The organism is Cryobacterium sp. TMT2-17-1, assembly GCF_004402765.1.
Taxonomy (GTDB): domain Bacteria; phylum Actinomycetota; class Actinomycetes; order Actinomycetales; family Microbacteriaceae; genus Cryobacterium; species Cryobacterium sandaracinum.
Window position 1 is genome coordinate 48,006 of record NZ_SOGC01000041.1, and the last position, 21,176, is coordinate 69,181.

Consider the following 21,176-nt stretch of genomic DNA (forward strand, 5'->3'; position numbering starts at 1 on the left):
AGAAGCCCTAGAACGACATCCGCTCGCCCCAGGCTTCTCGCAATCGCTTGCGGGCGCGCGACAGCGCGGCGTCCGCCCCGGATCGGGAGATACCGAGCACCTCGGCGAGCTCGCCTCCGTCGAGACCCTCCCACGCGTGGAGGAGAAGGATCTGCCGGTCGCGCTCCCCCACGCTTGCAAGCGCGCCGCGGAGTTCCGCATCGAACAGGAGGTTCAACTCCGGATCGCCGTCGACTCGCACTACGCCCGACTCGGGCACCTCGTCGACGGGAAGATCGATGTGCTTCCTGCGCGAATTCGCGAGCGTGAATCCCGCCGTGCGATACAGCCAAGGCAGCACCGCCTCCCGTGGCAGGTCATTGCGGCGTCGCCAAGCCGTCGCGAAGACCTCAGCGGCCAGGTCCTCGGCATCCTGACGCGATCCGCGGCGGGCGAAGTAGCGCACGAGCGCAGTCGAGTGCAGCTCGGCGATCACTGCGCTGTGTGCCCCGTCGAGAGCGGCGTTCTCGCCGTCAGCCCACGCCGTCTCGGCGATGGCGTTGGAATAAATCAGGATCATGTATCGCACGGATTCCCCACTTCTTGTCGAGGCCCACTACACCAGTACGACGCGGCGGGCTCGAGAGGGAGGACACCCTCGTGCGTATCCTGCTCACGAACTCAACCTGCGCAAGATCGCCGCCTTCATTAAGAAAAAGAGTTAAGAAGACGCCATGAAGCAGGCCAAGTGACAGCCCGTGATGCCTCCGATCCGTTGCCGCGACCGCGAATTTCACAGGCTCAAGGGTTGGTGGTTTCGGGCGGCCCTGAGGGCAACGTGGTGCCGGTGAAAAACCGCAGACACTTGTGGTCCATCCCTGGTAGCGGGATAGTTCCTCAACCACAGACCCCTAACAGTCTGGCTGAATCTCATCAACGGAGAACCCATGGGAGAGCCTGGAACGGACCTGACGGCGAACGAAAGGCGCGAGTTTGCTACCCGACTCGCACGGTTGGCCGTAGACAGCGCTGCACCGGATGAGTTGTTGACGTTCGACGAAGTCGCTGAGGAATACTACGCGGATCCACAATCGACTTTGATGGTCAACAAGAGAGACGAAACAGTCGGATTCGGCCTTGAACTGGCGTTGTTGACTCCCTTCGCCTTGGCGGTGGCGGAGTTTGTCATTGGTTTCGTCATCGACCTGCTGCGCGACATCGCAAAAGATGCGGCTAAGCCCGGACTCTCAGCGGCCATGAAGCGGGTGTTGCGGGTGCGTACCGACCAAACTCCTCCGCCTGGTCAGGTAGAGCTGACTGATGAACAACGGGCGCGAATATTTGCTGCTGCCCGAGAACAGGCCGCGAGATTAGGGCTCGACGAGGACAAAGCTGTCCTGTTGGGAAACGCAATCGTTGGCGTGCTGAGCAGCTAGTTCTTCGCTATCGTGCAGACCCGATTGAGGAGGTTAAAGTGTGAAAGAAAAGCCGTCAGCCTCAGCCCTGTTGGACCGCCGTGTCAATGTACTTGCGTTTCCGGCACCGACAACGGGGCTGTATCTCCTCTTCATCGCCGCCCTCTTAGCCGTTGGCCTATTTGTGGGTTCATGGATGCACAACATAATCTTGGGGAAAGAGTGGATTCAGGCGCTCAATAACTGCTTCGCGTTGGAAGTTGATCAGCAACGGGGCTGCAAAGCACCCATTGAGTTCAGGCGTGGTTCGTGGTCACTTGCGGGTGCCGCTCTGGTAGCCGGACTCTCTATTGCGGTGTTGTACTCCGTGCCGTCTGTGATCAGGCGGCGTCGTTCGCTAAAACTTCCGATGCCAAAGCATCAGGCAGTGGTGGAACGTTTTGCCCTGTTGGCTTCGCAGGCCAATTTACTTCGGACGCCGAGGCTGTACATCGGACCTGCCAGGATGGGCGATGCCTTTTCGTTCGGGAGGCCTGGTTCGCCGGCTGTGGCACTTCCCCCCAAGATTGTGGGCATGTTGGTGCGGCCAGGGCCGGCGGACGGAGTAGTGCTCCACGAGTTCGCGCACATCCGGCACCGGGACGTAGAAATGGCTTGGGCGGCACGTAGCGCTTGGTACGTGGCACTGCTGGTCCTCTTGTTCCCAATAGTGGGGGCTGTGTGGGAGGGCCCCTCCATGCTTCCCTACTATCTCTGGCGCGCGGCCTTGCTTGCCGTCGTTGTGGAGTTCGTCGCTGCCGCCCTGCTCAGGGCACGAGAGTACGACGCGGACCTTCGAGCTGCTGCAGAGCTGCCATCGTTTGAGGCGGTGAAGGCCGGTTTGGGACTGCTGGACACCCGCAGCCCTGGGAATTGGCTCCGGCGCTTGCTCATGCTCCACCCGACGCGGACTGAACGCCTCGATGTCCTCGAGTCACCGCATCTGGCGGCCGGTAGCAGCTTTCTCCACGCCCTCTCTGCGGGACTCCTCGCGGGAGTTGTGGGTCCTCTTGTGGTCAACACTGCGACACCATTGCTGTCCGGAACAGACATTGTGCTTGGTGGGATCTGGACATCAGCGGCTGTAACGGGGTCACTCTTAGGGCTGACCATCGGTCTGGACATCTGGAGGTCCCAATTCGCTTCTTCCTTGGCTCATGGAACCGATGGGCCCGGTTCGCTGGCGATGCGCGGAGTGTTCGTTACGGCCATGGGTGTGTCGGTGGGCTTGGCACTTGGACAACTCGTATCGTTGGGAGGCATCGGTCAGGACGTCTCCGCTCCCTTGAACCCCGTGACGTTGATCGCCCCCATACTCGGCGGGCTTGGAACCGTGTTTATCTGCGCTGCTTTTGGAGCGTTTTGCCTACCCCTAGCAGTTCTCGTGACGCGTCCATGGCGCTTCTGGCTCCCAGCCGTGATGCTCAACATCGCCCTCTTCCTAGGGGCAACCTGGATGGGGGAAAGCGTGGACCTGGCGTTGACGGGCTTCGGGTGGTCGGGGGCCTACCTTTGGATCACGTATGGCTATGACGAATGGCCCATAGTTGGCCTGGCGGCGTTGATGACTGTCGTGGCCTTCCTCGCTTCACTCCTGGCACCCATGTCGCGTCGACGCGGAGCCCGGGATTGGATGTATTTCCCGAGCCATACATCCGGGGCCACGTACTCCAGCCCCCCGTCTTCAACGACTGGCAGCACGATCCGTTTTCCGCTGGTCTTAGGCCTCGCAGCAGGCCTTGCGGGGAGCATATTCTTGATCTCACAACTTCTGATGATTGGTCCGATCATTACACCTGAGGCTGCTGATCAGGCTGAATTCATGTGGGTATCGACGACCGTCATCTGCTGGGTGTTACCGTGTGTAATTCTCTGTTTGATCAGCCCCATCCTTGGGCCTGCAAAAGTGTTTATCGCCGGGCCAATAAGCTTGAGCCTTTGTGTCCTGGCTGTGACTGTTCTCCGGTTCGCTACTCCTGGCTCAGCCCCGTTAGATGATCTATTGGGCATCTGGTCTGTCGCCACGGCCCGTGGTCTTGCGGCCTCAATCATGATCGTCGCTTTGGTAGTCCCTGTCCGTTACGCCATCCGATTGGCCACCCAGCGGCGGTACCACAAAGCACCTCCCTGAGCACGGGCAATCGGAATTTCTGGTCGTCGGCAACATGTTTGCGCTCTCGGCCCATCTGCGGCAGACAGTTTCCGCGGAGTTCAATCCACGCGGCGCGCCCAAGAGACCTGCAATCATCCCAGACGGATAGATCAAGAGACCAGTCCGCATTCATAAGACTCCACCCGCACGTTCCGCTCGGTGACCACGCGAAGGACACCTGGCGGCGTTTCGCTCGCCCGGGCCTCGGGACTGCGATGCGCACAGTCGAGTCATTTCATAGTGGTAACCAGGCGCTGAATCAGCCTGGCCTCCGACCCCACCTGCATGCTGCCCTCGTTCGAGCAGCCACCGGCTGGCGACCGCTCGCCGCAGGTGAGGACGCATCGATCATGATCGAAAGAGACCGCATCGGAGCGACAACGAACCAATGGTACGAGGACAATCACGGCGACCGGATCGATATTCACCCGCGGTGGTGGTGACGACCTAGTAGCGATCCCGGGCAAGCAAGCTACTAGCTTCACGACGGCCGTGCAGATGGCGGGCATCCGTTTCGAGCTGGACGATCCGCAGGTGCCCGCGAAAATCGCACAGAACGTCGGGCTCCGGGACCTGCCACACACTCACCTGGTCAGCCGCTAATTCGTTAAGCGTCGCAGCCGATGCCGTCCTTGTCGCGGTCAAACTTGGGCTGGAAACCCGGCGATCCCTCGGAGATCGGGGCCGCTCCCGCAGCGCGCACAGCATCGCAGTTCTCGTAGTAGACGTCGACTGGTGCCGGCGCAGGGGCAGGTGCCGGCGCAGGGGCAGGTGCCGGAGCCGGTTCAGGGGCCACGACGACAGGAGCCGGCGCAGGAGGGGCGACAACAACCGGAGCTGGCGCAGGCGTGAACGAGGAGGTCAGTGCCATTTCACCAGTGCAAGAGCCGAGGACGCGGGTCATAGCGTCGTGTTCCGCCTGAGTCACCCACAGACCATATGTTGCTTTGACGGACACCTGACGTGCGACGTAGCCACAGCGGATCGCCTCGTTCGACGGCAACCAGGTGGCGGTGTCGCCGTCGCCTTTTTGAGCGTTGGAGCGACCATCGACGGCGAGGAGATTCATGGGATCGTTCGCCAGAGAAACGCGCTGAGCCTGAGTGAGCTGCTGAGCGCCCGTCTGCCACGCATTCGACAGAGCGACTACATGGTCGATCTGGACCAACGCTGACGTGTCCTGACCCCGAACGAAGGCGATTGGCGTGGCGGTGTAGGGCGAAACGAGGTAACCGGTCATCACCCGACAGGTGCCTGACTTGGTGGTGGGGTTCAAGTCCCGAGCGAGGATGTCGTTGCGGGTGTCGCATCCGTTTCGGTCCACGTCTATCCAGGCGGATCCGAACATGCCAGTGCGCTCGTAGCCGGTCTTCGCGGCCTTTCCCTTGACGGGGATGGTTGCGAGGAGCGTTAGTGCCGTGGTGTCGGTGGAGCTTGTATCGACAACTACGACCGATGCGCCCTCAGTCGCCGCAGTGACCGTCGCGGGGTCGACCGGCGCTTCTTCGGAGAATTCCGGTCCCGGCGTCGGGGTTGGGCTTGGGCTTGGGCTGGGAGTGGGGGTTGCGCTCGGCGTCGCGCTAGCGGTGGGCTGCCCAGCCAAGGCAGTTTCCGCTGCACCTGGCGCCGCGGCAGCGACCCCACCGGAGATGAAGAAGACAAGGCTGGCCGCCACCGCGATCGCAGTTGTCTTGCGGGCTGATACGGATGCCCATGGCCGGCGACCAGAGATCGCGTAGACGCCCGTCACCAGAGCCGCCATTCCCAGAATGACGAGAATTGCGGGGAATCCACCGAGGATGGCGTACATCAGAGCGAAGAAAGCGACCAGGCCACCGAGGACCCAGGTACTGAGAGTCGGCTTGGACGCCTTCTTTTCGGCTGTCGAAGACGTGTCGATCAGTGGCTTCGCTGGCTCCGGTTTTTGCCTGCCGAATTTCATCATCTGATCCCCCATTTCACCGCACTCAGCACAGAGTGCAGACACGACTGTTTGAAATCTACTGGAGGCAGGGATTGGTCGGAGACGGGGCGAACACCCCAGAACGGGGGACCAGAGCGACCCAGCGACGTTTCCCGTACCGACTCATGTCGACCGCGCGGAATCGGGAGCAGCTACACAGCGATCGGTATGAATCCCCGCAGATAGTTGCGAAGCGCGGGGTCGCAGACGTACACGTAGGTCCCCCGGATGCCGCGGGTGAGCAGTACGGCGTAGATGTTGGTGATGAACCGCAGGAGGTCGTCGTCGGTGTACGTCTTGCCCAGGACCGGATTGTTCTCCTTGCCCTTCTTGTCGAAGTACGACCCTCGATCGATGACCAGCTTCCCTGCGACGGGATCGAAGCGAAGGTCAGGGCCGATGATCACACCTGCGTAGTTGAGGTCGTATCCCTGCACGGTGTGGATCGAGCCGACTTCGTCCACCGACTTCGGCGACGCGATCCAGTCGGTCTGCGTGCTGTTCCACCGCAGTTGACAGCCGTCGATCTCAATGTCGTAAAGGGTCTTGTCGGTCTTGGTCTTCCATGCCCACGCGTACCCGGCGAGCAGGCGCGAGAGCCCGACCGCGGCATCCTTACGGCGGATCTCCGCCCGCATTTCCGAGACGCTGTCGAACATCCGAAAGTCGTAGCCCTCGAACAACTCCGCAGCGACCGGCGGCAACGTACTGGTCACCTGCGTATCGAGAATGCGCCTGACGTAGCCGACGTAATCCGACCCGGCCTGAACCCGCATCTGGGACATCAACGGATGGTGACGCCTCGAGAGTTTCGCCTGGCGCACGAGACCGGTCAACAACTCGGGAGGCACATCGGCCGGGCGCACGCTCTGCGCCGCGTCCAGCAGGAAGATCTGATGCTTGCTCTTCGCGGTGATCCAATCGAGCTGGGTCTTCGTCTTGTCGTCACTCCCGAAGAGCTTCTGGGTGATCACACTGAAGTTCTTGTTCTGAACGCCCGAGGGCTGATTGGCTCGTTGGTTCAGCCGGTGCGATTCGTCGACGATGAGCAGGTCGAAGTCTTCCTCGGCGAAGCCCACCTCAAACGCGGTCATGACCATCTCCGGCCGCAGCCCCGGCGTCTTGCGGAACACCTTCTTGATCGACTCGCGGAGCGACTGCTGCGGCACGACCAGGCCAATCCGGATGTCCGTGAGAAGTTCCCGATACCCCGGCACGAAGAACTCGGAGAACAGGGAGTCGCTGTCCACGTCATCACCGGGAGTCGAGGCCGCAATGTCGACGAGCAGCTTGAGCAGGTAGATGGCGACCACGGTCTTACCGGTTCCCGGGTCACCCTGCACGACGATCGTGCTGTCGGTGCCGGCCTTGAAATCTTGGAAGAGCCCCTCGAGGATACCGTCGACAGCGACGGCCTGGTCCTGCGAGAGCGCCTTGAACGGTGACAGCTTGAAGAGATCGCTGTTCTCGATCTCGGGAATGCTGCGGGTGAAGACCCCGTCACGCCGGAGCTCGTCGAACACCTCGCGGAAGGTCTCGCGGTACCGGCCGCGGTCGTAGTAGTCCGCCTCGGTGATTCCATCGTTGCGGTTCAGCACGCGGTAGAAGCCGTCTCCGGCGAGCATCCGAATCAGGTAGGACTCCAGATCGAGGCACACCGATTTGTTGAATGTCGCGTCGACGATGACACGGACCGTGCTCAGATGCTGTTTCTCGGTCGACTCGAAGTGCTGGCGCATGCGCCCGGCCGCGTTACGCGACTCCCCCACATAGACGTCGTTGAGCCCGCCCCTGACCGCGGGCGTGCTGCCGGCTTTGGCATCGTCCAGAACGTAGACGACCGGCCAATTGGTGTTGCGGTGGTCGCGCGGCGCCCAGGCCCGCATCGCTTCCTTCGTGAAGTCGAGCCGCTCGATCTCAAAGGACGTCATACTTGTCGCTGCGCCCCCGCGCTTTGTCGACCGGATACTTCTCGCGGGTCTTGGCCAGCTTGTCGAGCACGATCTGATTCGGATCCACCCCGAGGCGATCGGCCAGCAGGATGCAGTACGTGAGTACGTCGGCTAGTTCGTCGCTCACCCGACCTGTGTCAGCATCCGCGTTCCACTGATAGCACTCGAGTAGTTCGCCGGCTTCGATGGCGATGCTCTTCGCCAGGTTCTCTGGGCTGTGGAATTGCGCCCAATCACGCTCGGCGACGAAGGCCGCGATCTCGTCGCGGACTGAAATTTCGTCCATGTCGCAAACCTAGCAGCGTCACCTCCCATCGGTTTCCGGCACCGTTAGACCGTAACTGGCCCGCTGACCATACCGAACCCCAGTACTCATGCCGCGGACCCGACGGAGCCTCGGCCGACTGTTCAGGTATTCGGCATTCTCCGTGACCGGCACGTCGCTTGCCCTTGCCCTTGCCCTTGCCTTTGCCTTTGCCTTTGCCTTTGCCTTGGATTATGAGAAAGCCTACGGAAGAGCCCCGTGGCGGCCGGACGCCAAAAAGTTGGCGGATATGACAGGAGAGGACACCGTGAACCAGAACGAGCCCCTCGTGCACATCCTTGAAAGCTACCGAGACTCGATGTCCGTCGTCAGCCACGTCACCGTGGTTTTCCCGCAGTTCGCCGAGAGCTTCCTCGAATGCGCGGACATCACCGGATACGTCGGTTTCGGCGATCCGAATGAGGAGGCCAAGACGATCCTCGACGGCTTCGGTTCGACCTACATGCGGCCATTCGAAAGCCTCACCCGCAATTAGAGACAACGTCAGGGGCCCGACAGTCAGAGACTCGGGACGTGAAGTTCGTCACCGTCTTGTTCCAACCTCGGCATCGTCGCCTCGCAGTTCGCCGACCGTCCCCGGGGGCCAGGTGAGCCCAGAAACTGCATCACCAAGAACGGCCGCACCGTTGCGTGCGGAGTTTCGGGAACGGCCCGCTGGTTTTGATCGGGCTGACAGGATTTGAACCTGCGACCCCTTGAAGGTTCAGGCCTTAATTTAGTCGTTGCCGAATGTCTCCGAAAACCCGCGGATTCCCTTGTGTTTACAGGGAACCAGGCGATTCGCTGCCTCCAATTGTAGCCCATCGTTTTGGGTCAAATAGAGATGAATTAGATGGGAAAATGATGGCTTTGAGGGCCGCTCTGAGCGGTACCACGCACCCTCTCAAGCAATCCTCATTTGCCCGCCGCAGGTGACCGACCATCGCCGGTGATGGCGCTCGACCGCGGTCTGGTTCGCATCACCCCCGCGCAATAAACTGGGCGCGATTTCGGGCGTCGACGAGAAATGGCACCGGCAATCGCTTGAGGACGGTTCCACGAACGCGGGGCACCCATCAGAGGAGAGCAGCGAGATGAGACCACTCCGATACTCGATCAACGTCACCCTCGATGGCTGCTGCCATCACGAGGCCGGACTCCCGCCAGACGAAGAGTCGATGCGCTACTGGACCGCTCAGCTGGAGCAAGCCGACGCCCTGCTCTTCGGCCGGGTAACGTACGAGATGATGGCGTCAGCGTGGCGGAAGCCGGCCACGGGCACGTGGCCAGACTGGATGGGCGAGTGGCAGAGACCGTTCGCCGAAACCATCGACCGGGCGAAGAAGTACGTCGTGTCGAGCACGCTAGGCCGGGTCGACTGGAATGCCGAGTTGGTGCAAGGTGACTTGGCGCAATCGGTTCAGCAGCTCAAGCAAGAGCCCGGCGAGAGCCTGTGGGTAGGTGGCGTGACGCTCCCCCTTGCCCTGGCGGATCTGGGGCTGATCGATGAGTACGAGTTCCTTGTGCAGCCGGTCCTTGCCGGGCACGGCCCGACATTGCTCGCCGGCCTGCGCGAGCACATCCAGCTCGAACTCATGGATCGCCATGAGTTCCGGTCGGGGGCAGTCGCCATGCGATACCGGCCCACACGAGTTATGGCTCTATGAGCCTTGTCCTGGCACATTGGCCCAGCTTGACTGGCGGGTTCAGTCCATCAGTCCCCGAGCCGATACTAATGACTACGTCAAGTGGAAGACTCTAAGCCCGAGATACCTAACACTCTGCGCCGCACGGCCAGCGCTGTCGGGAGGAGGAAGGCTCTGAACCCGCCTCACACCACAGACCGGTCGGCAATCTCGCCAAGTACCCTGGCGTACGGGTCTCAGGACGCCCACAGCAGTACTCAGCTTTTCCGTCTTACGTGGATGGGTCCCAGGAAACTTCGTCCGGCCAAGGGCGCCGGGCGGCCGCCGACCGGGAAGCGAGTTCCATGTTCGCGTGAGCATCGAAGAACTCCAACCATCTGCGCAGCACGCCGGGATCCGCAAGCCGCCCTCCGATCTGCGCCGCTCCGTCGCCCGAGCTGACCTCGATCTGGTCCCAGCCACCCTCGCCATGCGCGAACCGATAGGTAAGTTGTTCCCATGCGGGGTTCACGTAAATTACTTGCGAGTCCGTCTCGTCGAGCGGCTCCCTGCTGAGAAAACAAGTCAGATCAGACCCACTCGCGTATCGACTTTCCCGATAGTCATCGCGGCGCGAGCCCACGGCATGGCGCATGGCGTCCTTCACGTCCACCTTCGGTGACGGGCCGGTAATGGCCGCGATGTAGCCGAAGTCCGCCGTGCCCTCATCCACGCGGCGAATCCAGATCCCGCGACCACTCCAGAATCGGACGGCCCCATCCTCCTGTTGAGTGCGACCGATGTAGAAGTGGTCTACGCCGACCCCGGTCTTCTCCTCTACTCGCGGGTGTTGCTCGAGGAGCTCACGAAGCATCGCGTCATGCGTGGGATCGGTGACCTTCTCGTCTAGGTCGTAAGCGTGCAGAATTCCCCGGAATGCTTCTTTAGCTTTCCCGATTGTTTCCCAACGGAAGGTGCGCAGCACCACCGGCTTAGCAACCATTACTCCCCCAATCGATCAGTGTAGGGCGCAGGCTGTTCGACGCTCGCTCGTCTGCGGGCGGCCTCTACAATCTCAGCAACGACGAGAGCCGGCAGGTCTAGCGCCCGAATGTCGCGCGACGCAATCCATTCGAGTGATCCCTCAGGTGTGAGGTCATCACTGACGATGTGCTCGGACAATGCCACAACACTGGTCCGTGAAAGACCGAGGCTCATCATCGACACTTCCGTGACGCGAGAAACACCAAGTTCCATCATCATTGCGATGTCCCGAGTCTCGTCGTGCTCCGTATCCGGAGGCAGCGCCTCATTCAAAACGTCCGAATAGCAGGCCAGAAACAACGGCCCTTCGAAGCGCGCATACTGCTCGACATCTTTTAGAACGTTGCGGATCTCAACAGCGAGCGTGAACGGCTTTTTTGCCCTACGCAGATACCGAAGCCGACTTGCGATGAGGACTGCAAGGGGGCGGCCCTTCATCCATTCCACGAACAGGAGAGCGAGCGAGAAGTGCCGGCCTTCAATATCGGTGAAGTCGGCGCCTAGGAACCTGAAACAGATATCAATGGCGCGCACGTAGGAATCGACCGAGTCTCTACTCTCGGGTGCGGCCAACTCAAACTCTTCCCGACCGGCTACTGACTGGAAGTGGTCGTGAAGGCGTTGTATCGAGACGGGGCTGATGCCCGCGTGGAGTTGGAGGGTCTCCTCCGATACGGTCAATGTCGCGAGTTGCGCATCAACGAGTCCGGAGAGTTCAGACGCCTCATCCCCAGTGGCCTGCAACCAAGGCAGATCCTCCAGCTCGCGGCCCTGCCGTCGTGCCGACGTCAGGATCCCGAACAACGCTTGAAGGATGGGCTCTGCGCGTGCCATATCGACCGGCGTGCCGTCGGCGATGTACTGGCGTAACGCGGCGAAGTCTCGCGAAATTGCGTCGGTCGCTCTCGCCATTGGCTGACGTGTGCGGCGGATCGGCACTTCAAGCCAAGTGCTCTCCGCAGCAGTGTCGATGCACACGATGTTGCCCTGAAACTCAACACCCCATCGGCCAGCTCGACCCGCCAGGTTCCAGAAGTCCGCCGCTGACATCAGCACTTTGTTGCCTTTGCGAGGTGCCCTGACGAAGAGGTTTTGGCAGGGCAAATTCACCCCTTCGAGCAACGTAGACGTGCAGACGAGATACCGAATGTCGCCATTGCGAAATAGCCGTTCTACGGCTTCACGGACGAGCAACGGCATATTGCCGTAGTGGAATGCCACACCTTGCCTGAGGTAGGTCGCGAGGAGGTACTGAGGATGGATCGTCTTCTCGATCAGTTCGACCAAGTCGAGCGTCGCTTCGGACGCTTCCCACTTCGACGAAGCAAGCGCGTCGCAAATCTGGCCGGCGGTTTTCTCTGCATCGCCAGGACCGTTGGCGTACACAACGTTGCCGGCGTGTGTACTGCCTAGCGCTACGGCAACAAGCGAAAGCCTCTTGCTCTCGGGAACCGGTCGCGCAGGCAAGTCGAACTCGCCGATAGAAATTCGTTCGCCGCTTACGAGCGCGACCATGTCCCACAGCTTCGTTTTCTTCGGTCGCTGATTGACATGAATCAGCGTTTGATTGACCGTTACCGTCTCGCTGATGAGAGCCTTCGAAGTTCCCGGGGCACCTTCGATTAGGAGCTCTGGGTTCGAAGTCAGCGGGCTGGCGAAGATGATCTTCGGCTCACCGCGGCGAGCCGCTTCGTCCAAGGTGCGCTGGAGAAGCACGCCGCGTGATCCGTCGTTCAGCTTCTGCGCTTCATCTACGAAGATGGTGTCGAACGTCATCTCCGGCCGTTTGCGTAGAAGGATGTGCAATCGTTCTTGGGTCAGAACGAACATCTCGTGGGGCTTCTCATCGACCCTCGTATCCCAGGGCATCGTCGTGACCGTTGCCCGGTCCCCCAGCGCAGTCTCCAGCTCTCGGCTGACCTCTTCAATCAGCGCCCGAGTAGGAACCAGATATACAGCCCTGTAGCTGGCGTGAGACGCAATCTGTGTGGCCAGCCACAATCTGACAATGTGCGACTTTCCGGCGGAGGTCGGTGCCGAAACACTTGTCCAACGCGATTCCTCAGCTGAGCTCCAGAACTGTCGCTGGAAGTAATTCACCGGAACACGGTGGTCTCCCCCGTCGACGCTGAGCTCGAGAGTTCGCCGAATGAGATCAAGCGAAAGCGGGCTCGCAACCACTCCATCGTCGGCCGGCGTGAGCCCCTTCTTGTGAGCGAGCTCGGCGGCGCGGCCATTGCCGAGGCGCCGCAAGAGGTACTCTGCGGCCTCTTTCTGTTGCGCAGATGCATCAACATCCTGGATGCATCCCTGCACAATCCGGAGAGCGCCCGACTGGACCGTTTCCGGCGCGTGAAGGGTAACGAGACTGGCAGCCAGCAGGTGGCGGTCCCAATCGATGGTGGGCGTTGCTTCGTTCGGTCGAACGTTGGCAAAGAAGTCGCGAGTGGATTTGAGCGTCGATACCCGGACGCCTGAAGAGAACGCGGCGAGGCTGGCTACCTCGGCCCAGTACTCGTCGTCGTTCATTTGTGCCCCAAAAGGTTATTGAATGCAGTTCGCAAATTGGCAACGGAAGGTAACGGCATGCAGAAGAACTCGATCTCGAAATCTTCAACCTCGCGCTTCAACACTCGGGAACCCACACTCTTAGACCAAGCTTCGATACGCTCCTGGACGTTTGCGAGCATCGTCACTTCGTCCTCCTCGAAGGGGTGTCCATGAGCTTCGTGGGTGAATCCCACGAGACATGCGCCCCGAACCTCGAGTTTCGACCGCTCAGGAGCGTCATCGGTGAAGTACTGCACCAACCTCAACGAAAGCTCGCGATCTCCGGTGTCCAAACCCTCACGCACGAGCACGAGCACGAGGTCACGGTGCGCCGGTCCCGTCCCGTCGTCGAGAAGGAACGGGGCGATGCTCGAAAAGCACTCAGTCATCGCCGACTGCACATCCGTGTAGAGCTTGGACTCACCCCAGTAAACCGCCAGGCCACCGCCTTCGCGAATCCCCGCGTGCACGCCATCTACACCATGAATGGGCATCTTCGAGTTGGTTTTCAAAGGCATCTTGCAAAGCACCTGCGGGAGGTTCAGCTCAGCTTCAAGGAGGAAATAGAGCAAGAGCTCTCCGCCCTCCCCGGACGTGTCCGAATCAATAAACAGACGGCGAGCTTCCTCCTGCAACATCATCATCTGCACGTTGCCGCCCTCGCGCTCGTCGCGCACACGGGCCTCACGAATTCGGGTGGGCGGGGTGCAATAGTCCGCGATCTTGTAGTACAGGTGCTGCGCCAGTGCAGCGGTACGGTCGCGGCCATTTCCGTCTAACGTCAGCCAATGGACTCGGTAGTTGACGCGAGTGTCAGGAATGGTCCGTTCCCCGATGACGTGGAAGAACGACCGTGTCTGCTCCGGTGTTCCGGCAGCAACATCGTTGAGTGCGTCTAACAGCGTCATGGGTCCCCCATCGCTCAACCTAGCGTCATCCGGCAGCGACGGTGAGCATGTTCTGCGTCGAGGTCCAATCTGTGTGGCGTCGTGATCTTCTAGCGTCGTAGTAATCAGGGCGACACTCGAGTGGAGAATGGGGACTCGTGAGCACAGCGCAGAACGAACGGATGGCGGTTTATGCCGCGCTCAACTTCTACGTTCCATTCATAGGGCTCAGGTGCTCGTGAGCGAGATCCGCCGCCGGCGTCCGCGAGATGGCTGGAGAAACGGCCGATGCTGAGCCATTCCTCTACCCAGGGCCCTCACTCGATGTCGCTGGCACCACCGACTGCGGAGGAGTCTAAATCGACGCCCATCACCCGGGAAGACGGTCAAGGAATGCGCTGAGCTGCGCGTTAGCCGATCGCATTCGCTCTACCGCCGCAAAGGCCTCCAGATCGTCGGCGGCGATCATCAGGACGTTGCCCTCGGGAACACCATAGCGCCGGTACACCGCACTCAGAGCAGCGTTCGCGGTCTCAAGAAGGTCGTTGATCGAAGAAAGTTCGTCCGTGATTGGATCAGATGTCATGGCCGAAGCGTATCGGATGCCGGCTCAATCCGACCGACCGATATCACTAACGAGAGATGAGGTTGAACGCCGTTCTAAAGCGCTCGAGGATCTTAAAGATGTTCAGCGCAAGATGAACCGCGAGCCAGACTACGGGCGCAGTCCACAGCCAGGTCAAACCGACAAGCAAAGCTGGCGCCGGTTGGGTGCTCGGTGCGACAGCTCCGGCAGCGACGGCCAGAACCACAACGAGCGCAACAGCCACGAATATTGTGTAAGTAATGGTGGCGCGCAAGTCGGAGATGACTTCCAGAAGGCCGTGGGCGTTACTGAACGCCTTTCCGTCTTTCCGCACGGTAACGGCGAAGTTGAATACAAGAAAGAGAAGGCCGAACAATAGCGCCGTGAATACGGAGAGCGCTGTGAGGTAAGGGGTGAAGCTGGGAATGTGCAGGTGCCAGAAAAGGAACGGAAGACTAGCGACAGTCGGGACGCCGTAGAGACGAGTTCCGACTCGTCGGCGAGCTTGTTTAGCGGCATCCCCTGAGGCAGACGTCCAGGCATCACGGTAGTCACGAAGAACCGTCCTTAACTGGCGTGGGATCATCGGCATTACGGTCACCCTCATCCTCCCCGAACTCGCACTGCTCGCGTCACTTCTGTAACGGCCACTGATTTGGAAGCGTGACCCCCAGCCCCCGAAGAAACTGAGCTGACGTAGCGTCCCATGCCTGCCGAATCGGCGTGTCGGTGAGTCGACCCGCAAACTCGTAGACCAACTGGGGCACCCGATCTCCTGCGACTACAAAGGTCTTCTCCGGACGGTCTTGCCCAAAGGATACTTCTACCCTCTGACTCACTTACTCATCGCGGTCAACCGGAAGTACCGCCTGCAAATCGGCTTCGAGATCGGCGCTCGACGGACCGTGATGCAGTACTTCTATCTCGTCGACCAATTTGCGCCACTCTTCTTCGTCGGCGACGGTGAATGCGTCCCGCGGCGCCTTCTTCAGTTCGCGAATGACGGTCCCGTCCCTGCGGTGCGTCTCTCCAATTACTTTGCGTCGAGCTTCGAGCGGTGCTATCCGGACGAGCTGGCGAAGCTCTTCTTGCTTACGTTCCAGCAACTCAAAGATGCGCTCCTTTAGGTCGCCGTCCCGCGTAGTGAGCCCGGCTCCCTCTACTGACACACGCACGGTGAGGTCCTCCACCGTGGACGGGTCGTGAGCCGAATCTGAAGGAGCAAGCACCTCGGTAACTCTGAGAACCTGCTTGCCGGCGAGTTCCTTGCGCCAGTCGTCTGTCAGCGCGAAGCCCTCCATCCGGACGCCCATCGAGGTGCGTAAACCGATCTTCTTCGCTATCAGGTGATACAACAAGTCTTTGAGATGCCGGCCACCGATACGCTCCACGAAGAGGAATCCGTAGTAACTGTCGCGAGGGATGTAGAAGGAAGCGCGGAACTCGCTCAAGAGGGCCTTTGTTCTGCCCGCCTCCACTGATTCGAGACTCTCTACATCCAGCATCTCCCCCGGGTTGCCCACGGGGCCGCGACGCATCTTCAGGCTTATGCTACGACCGCGACGATTGTGAGACTTCAGACGGTACCCTTCAGCCATCCCGTCGTTCCTATAGAACGCGTCCCCGAGCATCTTCAGTTCGCGATCTACCTCGGTCAGGAGGTCTAACTGGTCGGGGCCAAATTCGCTCAGCCGCTGAAGGTATCGAGGTCGGTTCGGCGGAGCGATCCGAATCAGATACGCCAAATATCCGTACGCAACCACGCATAGCCCCCAAGCCTGTCAAGTTTCAGGAAATCACCTGCCATCAGCCGTTCGCGATCTCCCCTGAGCGTAAACATACAGGTTCGGCGACCTCGGCCTCTTCTTGAGCGTTCAGCCTCTGCATCTCACCTCGCAAACCTCGTGGAGGCCGCAGCAAATAACACGGCACTCTTGCGGTCGAAGCGAGCGTCCTGAATGTTCAGCACCGGGACGTCTGCCAGTCCACGAAAATTGGCAACGAAAGGCCCTCCCATTACGACCGAGGTGGAGACCGGCGACGGCCTCGGGCGTTCGGGGTGGACGGTCGACTTGTCAGACGACACGACGACGAAGGTCTGCCTCGACCTCGGCCTTGACACCGTCCAGTTTGAGAACATTAGCGAGGGAGCACCAGATTGCTTCCAACTCAGGTCCACAACTCGCCCATGCCTGGACGGTCTCAAGGATCTGATAAACGAGATGAAGGTTTTTGTTTCCAGAGCCTTCGTGATGGCCCTCTACTGATCTTTACTCCAGTAGTGATTTCAAATCGCACGGTAGTGCAGACACTGGGTTTCACATGCGGACGCGGGCAGGTGGAGGACCCGTCACGCTAGCCGGGCGAGATGTAGCAAAGACATCCTGTTCCTCCGCGATCCGATTGACGGCATCAAGCGCGCCACGAGCGTGAGCGGCATCGCGTCGTTGGGTTTCTGTCTGCGGGACGGCTCCAAGGGCTCTAGTGCCGACTATTGCGTAGCGGTCTCGGTATGCCGCTACCGTGCGCGCCTGCTGTCTCCAACTGGTTGTTTTCTGTCCTTTGGAGAAGGCCCCGAGCGACCGAGTCCACCTGGCGCCCCCAGACAGGGCCTCGTCAAGTACGGCGTTCGCTCGCGACTCGATCAGTTGGCTGCGCTCATCGAGAGCCCGGCGCATCTCAACGGTCATCGGTCCGATTGCCTTCGGGATGAGTCCCGCGATAAGTCGCGGCGTCCTGCGCGCCCGAGTCGCGCGGGCGTCACGCGCGACCGCGGTCGTTATCCGGGAGCACAGAACTGCTGCCACATTCTCGGCACCCTCCCACCCGCGTGCTGCAACCGTGCGAGTAAGCAGGCTCTCTACGTCAAGGTGGTGGGCTTCGGCTCGCCGGAGTTCCGCCGTCAGAACCCCGAACGCAGAAGAGTTGATGGCCTCCTCGGCCTCTATGGGAGAGAGCCCGATACCGCGCACCAGTGCCACCCATCTGTCGTGTTGGGCGGCCGCCGCGAGGGTCTCGTACTCTGCCGCGAGTTGCGCAACGGAACCCAATGTGTCCTGCTGCGTAACGATCGTCTCGTGCGCTGACAGTTCGGCACCTACATGCTGCAGCACCCCGCACAAGACGCTCCGCGCTGGCACGTCTCCGCCGGCGCCAGTGCGCGGACCCGCGTGGGCAACATCGGGTCGGTCGACGGCAACGAAGGCTGTGTTAGCTTCACGGCCTCGCGTCATTGCGACGTAGAGGTTCTCGCGTGTCATGCCCGTGGTCACGACGACGTGAGCGGTGTCAGTCGTGATGCCTTGCGCACGGTGCGAGGTGACAGCGTAGCCGAGTTCCAGGTGGCGCTTGACGTAATCCGCGGGAAGCCGCACTGCGCTCCCCCATCGGTGGCCCTGCCGGCGGACGTTGACCGAGCCGTTCCGGTGCACCCCTGTCACGGTCCACCGGTCCCCGTTGCGCACCCAGGTTCGGGAGGAGCGCAGCTGACGGTCGTTTCGGCGGGTGATCACCGTGTCGCCAACAGCCGCACGGTTCCCGTCGTGGAGTACGACTTCTCGGACTGCGTCGATGTGCCCAGCGAGGATGAGTTCTGTGCGGGCACGCGCGTTTAGCACTGCGACCGCCTCGTTCGAATCGCTGATCAGGACGGTCACTCCGCCTGCTCGAGTGTCCGCGCGCCAGGCCACATAGGCGGCATCCGTCATCGACTCGGTGTCACCGCCACTTACTCTGCCGTGTCCGATGTATTGGTCGACCGAGTCGAGGTTGCCCCGGCGCAACCCAAGGGAGGCAGTCTTCTCCCACTCGTGGGTGAAGCGGTGCACGTCGATGAGCTCGGGAGCATCCACCCGGCTGTGGACCAGCAATGAGAATGCGCCTCCGGCGTCCACTGAGTGCAGCTGCGCGTAGTCGCCGACCAGCAGAACCTTGGCACCGGCGCTCGCGGCAAGCGCGCTGATCCGGTCCAAGGACAGCGTGCCCGCCAAAGTGGCCTCGTCGACGATGACGAGCTGGCCGGCGTGGAAGGTCTCTCCGTGATCGAGATGGTTCTGCCACCACTTCGCCAGGTTCTCCGTTGGGATGCCGAGATCTTCTGCCAGCACTTGTGCGGCGGCGGCCGAGGGCGCGAGTCCCACCACCGACCCCGCATGGTGCGCTGCCTCCCACGCCCGCCGAAGCGCGTTCATTGCGGTCGTCTTACCTGCACCGGCTGGACCCACCAGGACGTCAACAACTCGCCCCGAGCCGGCGATCGCGGTGAGCGCCGCGACCTGGTCCTCAGCAAGCACGACACCACCCGGCAGGCGGGTGCGCGACATTGCGCGAAACGTGGCCGGAGCAACTCGGGGACCGGTCGTGTCCTCGGCGCGCTCCAGCAGCCGAGACTCCGCGTCGAGTAGTTCCGTCGAGGTGAAGAGGGTGGCGTGCTTCGGTCGGAAGACAGACGTGCCATCCGCTCGCAGGAACGAAGTAGGGCTCGGCGCGAGCTCGGGTGGAGTGATCCGCAACGAGGCCCGCTCGGCGGCATCCACGACAAGGCCGATGAAGGCTTCGCGATCAGACGCCGAGACGAATCGCTGCTGCGCCAGCTGGCGCGCTGCCTCGGCGGCGAGATTCCAATGCCGCCAGGTCGCCCGCTTCTCGCTCACCGCCGTCATCACTCTCGACCCGAGCTCATCGATCGCCTCCTGCGGCACGTCCTCGGCACACAACATGGGTGCCAGAGAGGGTCTGACTGCCGCGGACGCCCACGTCATCGCATCCTCGCCGAGCACTCGCTCCGCTCGTTCGCGCCACGCCGCGGTGAGTTCGGCAAGCGAGCGCACCTCTTTCGCGGGCCGCGTGGCAAGGGTCGCCTGGGCGCGGAGCTTCATGATGGACACCGGGCCGGGACGGCGGCCGTGTCTGACCAGGTAGGCATCGATCAGCGTGTCGGTCGCGGTATCGATGTGCCGCGACCGCGACGAGAACTCCGCGACGAGTGGCTCAGGCACTGCACTGATCGACAAGGCGGGGTGGCGGTCCCTCCCCCGCTCCCGCATCTCCCACCGCACGCCCAGTGACCGGGTCAAGGCGTCCGCGAACAAGGACTCGTGTAGTTCGGAGAGCGCGACTACGGCGGCGTGCATCGGTCGGCCGTCGAGCGAGCGCCACTTGCCGTCGAGCACCGTTTGCACCTTGTTACTGATTACCACATGCGTGTGCAGGTGCGGGTCGCCGGCCCGGCTGTCGAAGTGGTCGAACGCGGTGGAGATCAGGCCCGTGACATCAACTTGCGCGACGGCTCCGTCGTACGCGGTGGTTCCTGTTCGCGTCGCCGCGACCTCGCGCTCCATGTACGCCACGACCTCGGAAACCGCCGCATGATGCGCCTGCACGATCCGCGACTGCGTGGCTGCATCTGCCACGCCCCAGAGGATGCTCGCCGACTTCGGAATCGAGAACGTGAAGTCATACCCGGCCACCGCACGCCGCCGGGAACCAGTCTCCTGAGCGCTGCCAGGCGGCGCAGGATCAGCTGGCTTCTTGTACTCGGGATAGGCGCGACCGAGCGGTACCCCATCGACCGGGTCTCGCCCCAGCCCGATCAGTCTTTGCAGCTGGGCTTCTGTGACCTCGGCGCCTTCAAGGATGCGACCCGAACCGAGCCCCGGTAGACCGCTTCCCACCCATCGACCGGGCGGCGTGCCCTTCGCATTGTAGTAGCGAGTCAACGGCGTGGATGGCGACCGGTGTCCGTCGCCGGCAGCGACGGTGCGCAGCAGGTACTTGTAGCCGTCACCGGCGCTCATCACCCGCATCGACACCGTCACCGGCGCACCTCCCCTATCTCTTAGGAGGTGTGCCGCCTCGATCTGCAAGAGGCGTGGCAATTTAAATGCGGGGATTGAGGCCACCGATTGGGACACCCTTTTATGGGCACCGGTGTCAGCGATCAGGTGGTCCCCTTTCGGGTAAGCGACGCGCGATCCAGCCATTGCGCACTCAAATGCGGGGAGAACCTGTACTCGATGCTCACTGTGATCTTCGACACTTCGCTTCGACCGCAAGACGTCGGCGATCTCACCTGCCCTAGTGTCTACGCGACCATCTCGATCAATGGACTTAGCAGCACACTGCGCATGCAAAAGCGCCGACGTACTCATAGACACCGGAGCCTTAGATCGGCAACAGTCCCACTTGGTCGGTCAGGTATTTCGGAACACGAGCGTCATAGAGCGCCCCGCGCAAGAACGCCGGGCACCAGCCATTGACACCCTTCTCTAACGTTTCGTCGCGGAGCCGCAGCTCAAGTTCAGCCCGCGTTTCCGCCAGCGTGGGACGAGTGCCCACACGGTTCCCAATCTGCGCAGGGAGCGACGCCCAGTAACGCCGGCTGTTCTCTTCCCACTCCGCGCCGAGAACTTTCGAAAGGTGGTAAACGACCGTCGGCAGTCGAAACGCTGCCACAGATTCGCTCGGCACGGCCCGAAAGACGACGGCGGCCAGATCAGTACCGAACTCTACCCTCCATATCTCTTCCGACGCCCATTCATCGTAGTAAGGGTGAATAAGGCGTTCGGGAGCGGCCTTTCCGCGGAAATCTCGTCCCTTCACGTCGCTGTTGCAGATTGTGCAAGCGGGAACCAGGTTTTCTCGCACGATCGAGAACTCGGGGAACTGTCCCCTCGGGAGCG

General features: G+C 61.3%; 17 protein-coding genes. 6 read left to right on the plus strand and 11 right to left on the minus strand.

Annotation, left to right across the window (positions count from 1 at the left end; all coding sequences use genetic code 11):
• Nucleotides 1-7: 7 nt before the first annotated feature.
• Entirely contained in the window at nt 8-559 is a 552-nt protein-coding gene (locus E3O47_RS12345; RefSeq protein ID WP_134420687.1) for a sigma-70 family RNA polymerase sigma factor, read from the minus strand.
• Between the two features lie 367 nt (nt 560-926).
• On the opposite strand from E3O47_RS12345, the gene E3O47_RS12350 reads away from it, so the two are divergent.
• Nucleotides 927-1,415 carry a hypothetical protein gene (locus tag E3O47_RS12350; protein ID WP_134420689.1) on the plus strand — a complete coding sequence of 163 codons (489 nt, stop codon included), beginning with the start codon at nt 927-929 and terminating at the stop codon, nt 1,413-1,415.
• A gap of 40 nt (nt 1,416-1,455) precedes the next feature.
• On the plus strand, nt 1,456-3,564 hold the full coding sequence (locus tag E3O47_RS12355) for a M48 family metalloprotease (protein ID WP_134420691.1): 2,109 nt from the start codon (nt 1,456-1,458) through the stop codon (nt 3,562-3,564).
• A 628-nt stretch (nt 3,565-4,192) separates the two neighbouring features.
• On the opposite strand, the gene E3O47_RS12360 is transcribed toward E3O47_RS12355, so the two are convergent.
• The 3 genes from E3O47_RS12360 to E3O47_RS12370 all read right to left on the minus strand — a co-directional run bounded on the left by E3O47_RS12360 (nt 4,193) and on the right by E3O47_RS12370 (nt 7,786).
• Nucleotides 4,193-5,527 (minus strand): DUF1524 domain-containing protein, encoded by a 1,335-nt coding sequence (locus E3O47_RS12360; protein ID WP_241986195.1) that lies wholly within the window; start codon nt 5,525-5,527, stop codon nt 4,193-4,195.
• A 173-nt stretch (nt 5,528-5,700) separates the two neighbouring features.
• The gene (locus tag E3O47_RS12365; RefSeq protein WP_134420693.1) at nt 5,701-7,479 is read right to left on the minus strand and encodes a DUF2075 domain-containing protein; all 1,779 of its coding nucleotides are present in this window, start codon (nt 7,477-7,479) and stop codon (nt 5,701-5,703) included.
• Complete coding sequence (locus E3O47_RS12370) at nt 7,466-7,786, minus strand: nucleotide pyrophosphohydrolase (RefSeq protein ID WP_134420695.1); 321 nt, start codon at nt 7,784-7,786, stop codon at nt 7,466-7,468. Before E3O47_RS12370 ends, E3O47_RS12365 begins: the two co-directional genes overlap by 14 nt.
• Before the next feature lie 142 nt (nt 7,787-7,928).
• Here E3O47_RS12370 and E3O47_RS16045 point away from each other — a divergent pair, with 142 nt between their 5' ends.
• Together E3O47_RS16045 and E3O47_RS12380 are read left to right on the plus strand one after the other, a co-directional pair.
• Nucleotides 7,929-8,300, plus strand: a complete 372-nt coding sequence (locus tag E3O47_RS16045) for a hypothetical protein (protein ID WP_166785391.1) — start codon at nt 7,929-7,931, stop codon at nt 8,298-8,300.
• 598 nt (nt 8,301-8,898) lie between these two features.
• The gene (locus E3O47_RS12380; RefSeq protein ID WP_134420699.1) at nt 8,899-9,471 is read left to right on the plus strand and encodes a dihydrofolate reductase family protein; all 573 of its coding nucleotides are present in this window, start codon (nt 8,899-8,901) and stop codon (nt 9,469-9,471) included.
• 250 nt (nt 9,472-9,721) lie between these two features.
• On the opposite strand, the gene E3O47_RS12385 is transcribed toward E3O47_RS12380, so the two are convergent.
• The 4 genes from E3O47_RS12385 to E3O47_RS12400 form a co-directional block, all read right to left on the minus strand.
• The gene (locus tag E3O47_RS12385) at nt 9,722-10,432 is read right to left on the minus strand and encodes a DCL family protein (protein ID WP_134420701.1); all 711 of its coding nucleotides are present in this window, start codon (nt 10,430-10,432) and stop codon (nt 9,722-9,724) included.
• The gene (locus E3O47_RS12390; protein WP_134420703.1) at nt 10,432-13,002 is read right to left on the minus strand and encodes a DEAD/DEAH box helicase; all 2,571 of its coding nucleotides are present in this window, start codon (nt 13,000-13,002) and stop codon (nt 10,432-10,434) included. Before E3O47_RS12390 ends, E3O47_RS12385 begins: the two co-directional genes overlap by 1 nt.
• Entirely contained in the window at nt 12,999-13,931 is a 933-nt protein-coding gene (locus tag E3O47_RS12395; protein ID WP_134420705.1) for a DUF1837 domain-containing protein, read from the minus strand. The genes E3O47_RS12390 and E3O47_RS12395 overlap by 4 nt, the downstream gene beginning before the upstream one ends.
• 349 nt (nt 13,932-14,280) lie before the next feature.
• Complete coding sequence (locus E3O47_RS12400; protein ID WP_134420707.1) at nt 14,281-14,496, minus strand: hypothetical protein; 216 nt, start codon at nt 14,494-14,496, stop codon at nt 14,281-14,283.
• Here E3O47_RS12400 and E3O47_RS12405 point away from each other — a divergent pair.
• A complete protein-coding gene (locus E3O47_RS12405) occupies nt 14,495-14,875 on the plus strand; it encodes a hypothetical protein (RefSeq protein WP_134420709.1) in 381 nt (126 codons plus the stop codon). The genes E3O47_RS12400 and E3O47_RS12405 overlap by 2 nt on opposite strands.
• Nucleotides 14,876-15,335: 460 nt before the next feature.
• Here the strand turns inward: E3O47_RS12405 and E3O47_RS12410 are convergent, their stop codons facing one another.
• The gene (locus E3O47_RS12410) at nt 15,336-16,259 is read right to left on the minus strand and encodes a hypothetical protein (RefSeq protein WP_134420711.1); all 924 of its coding nucleotides are present in this window, start codon (nt 16,257-16,259) and stop codon (nt 15,336-15,338) included.
• Nucleotides 16,260-16,523: 264 nt separating this feature from the next.
• On the opposite strand from E3O47_RS12410, the gene E3O47_RS12415 reads away from it, so the two are divergent.
• Nucleotides 16,524-16,763 carry a hypothetical protein gene (locus E3O47_RS12415; RefSeq protein WP_134420713.1) on the plus strand — a complete coding sequence of 80 codons (240 nt, stop codon included), beginning with the start codon at nt 16,524-16,526 and terminating at the stop codon, nt 16,761-16,763.
• A gap of 51 nt (nt 16,764-16,814) precedes the next feature.
• Here the strand turns inward: E3O47_RS12415 and mobF are convergent, their stop codons facing one another.
• Together mobF and E3O47_RS12425 are read right to left on the minus strand one after the other, a co-directional pair.
• A complete protein-coding gene (mobF, locus tag E3O47_RS12420) occupies nt 16,815-20,300 on the minus strand; it encodes a MobF family relaxase (RefSeq protein WP_134420755.1) in 3,486 nt (1,161 codons plus the stop codon).
• A gap of 358 nt (nt 20,301-20,658) precedes the next feature.
• Nucleotides 20,659-21,096, minus strand: coding sequence for a hypothetical protein (locus E3O47_RS12425; RefSeq protein WP_134420715.1), 438 nt, complete (start codon nt 21,094-21,096; stop codon nt 20,659-20,661).
• Nucleotides 21,097-21,176 lie beyond the last annotated feature (80 nt).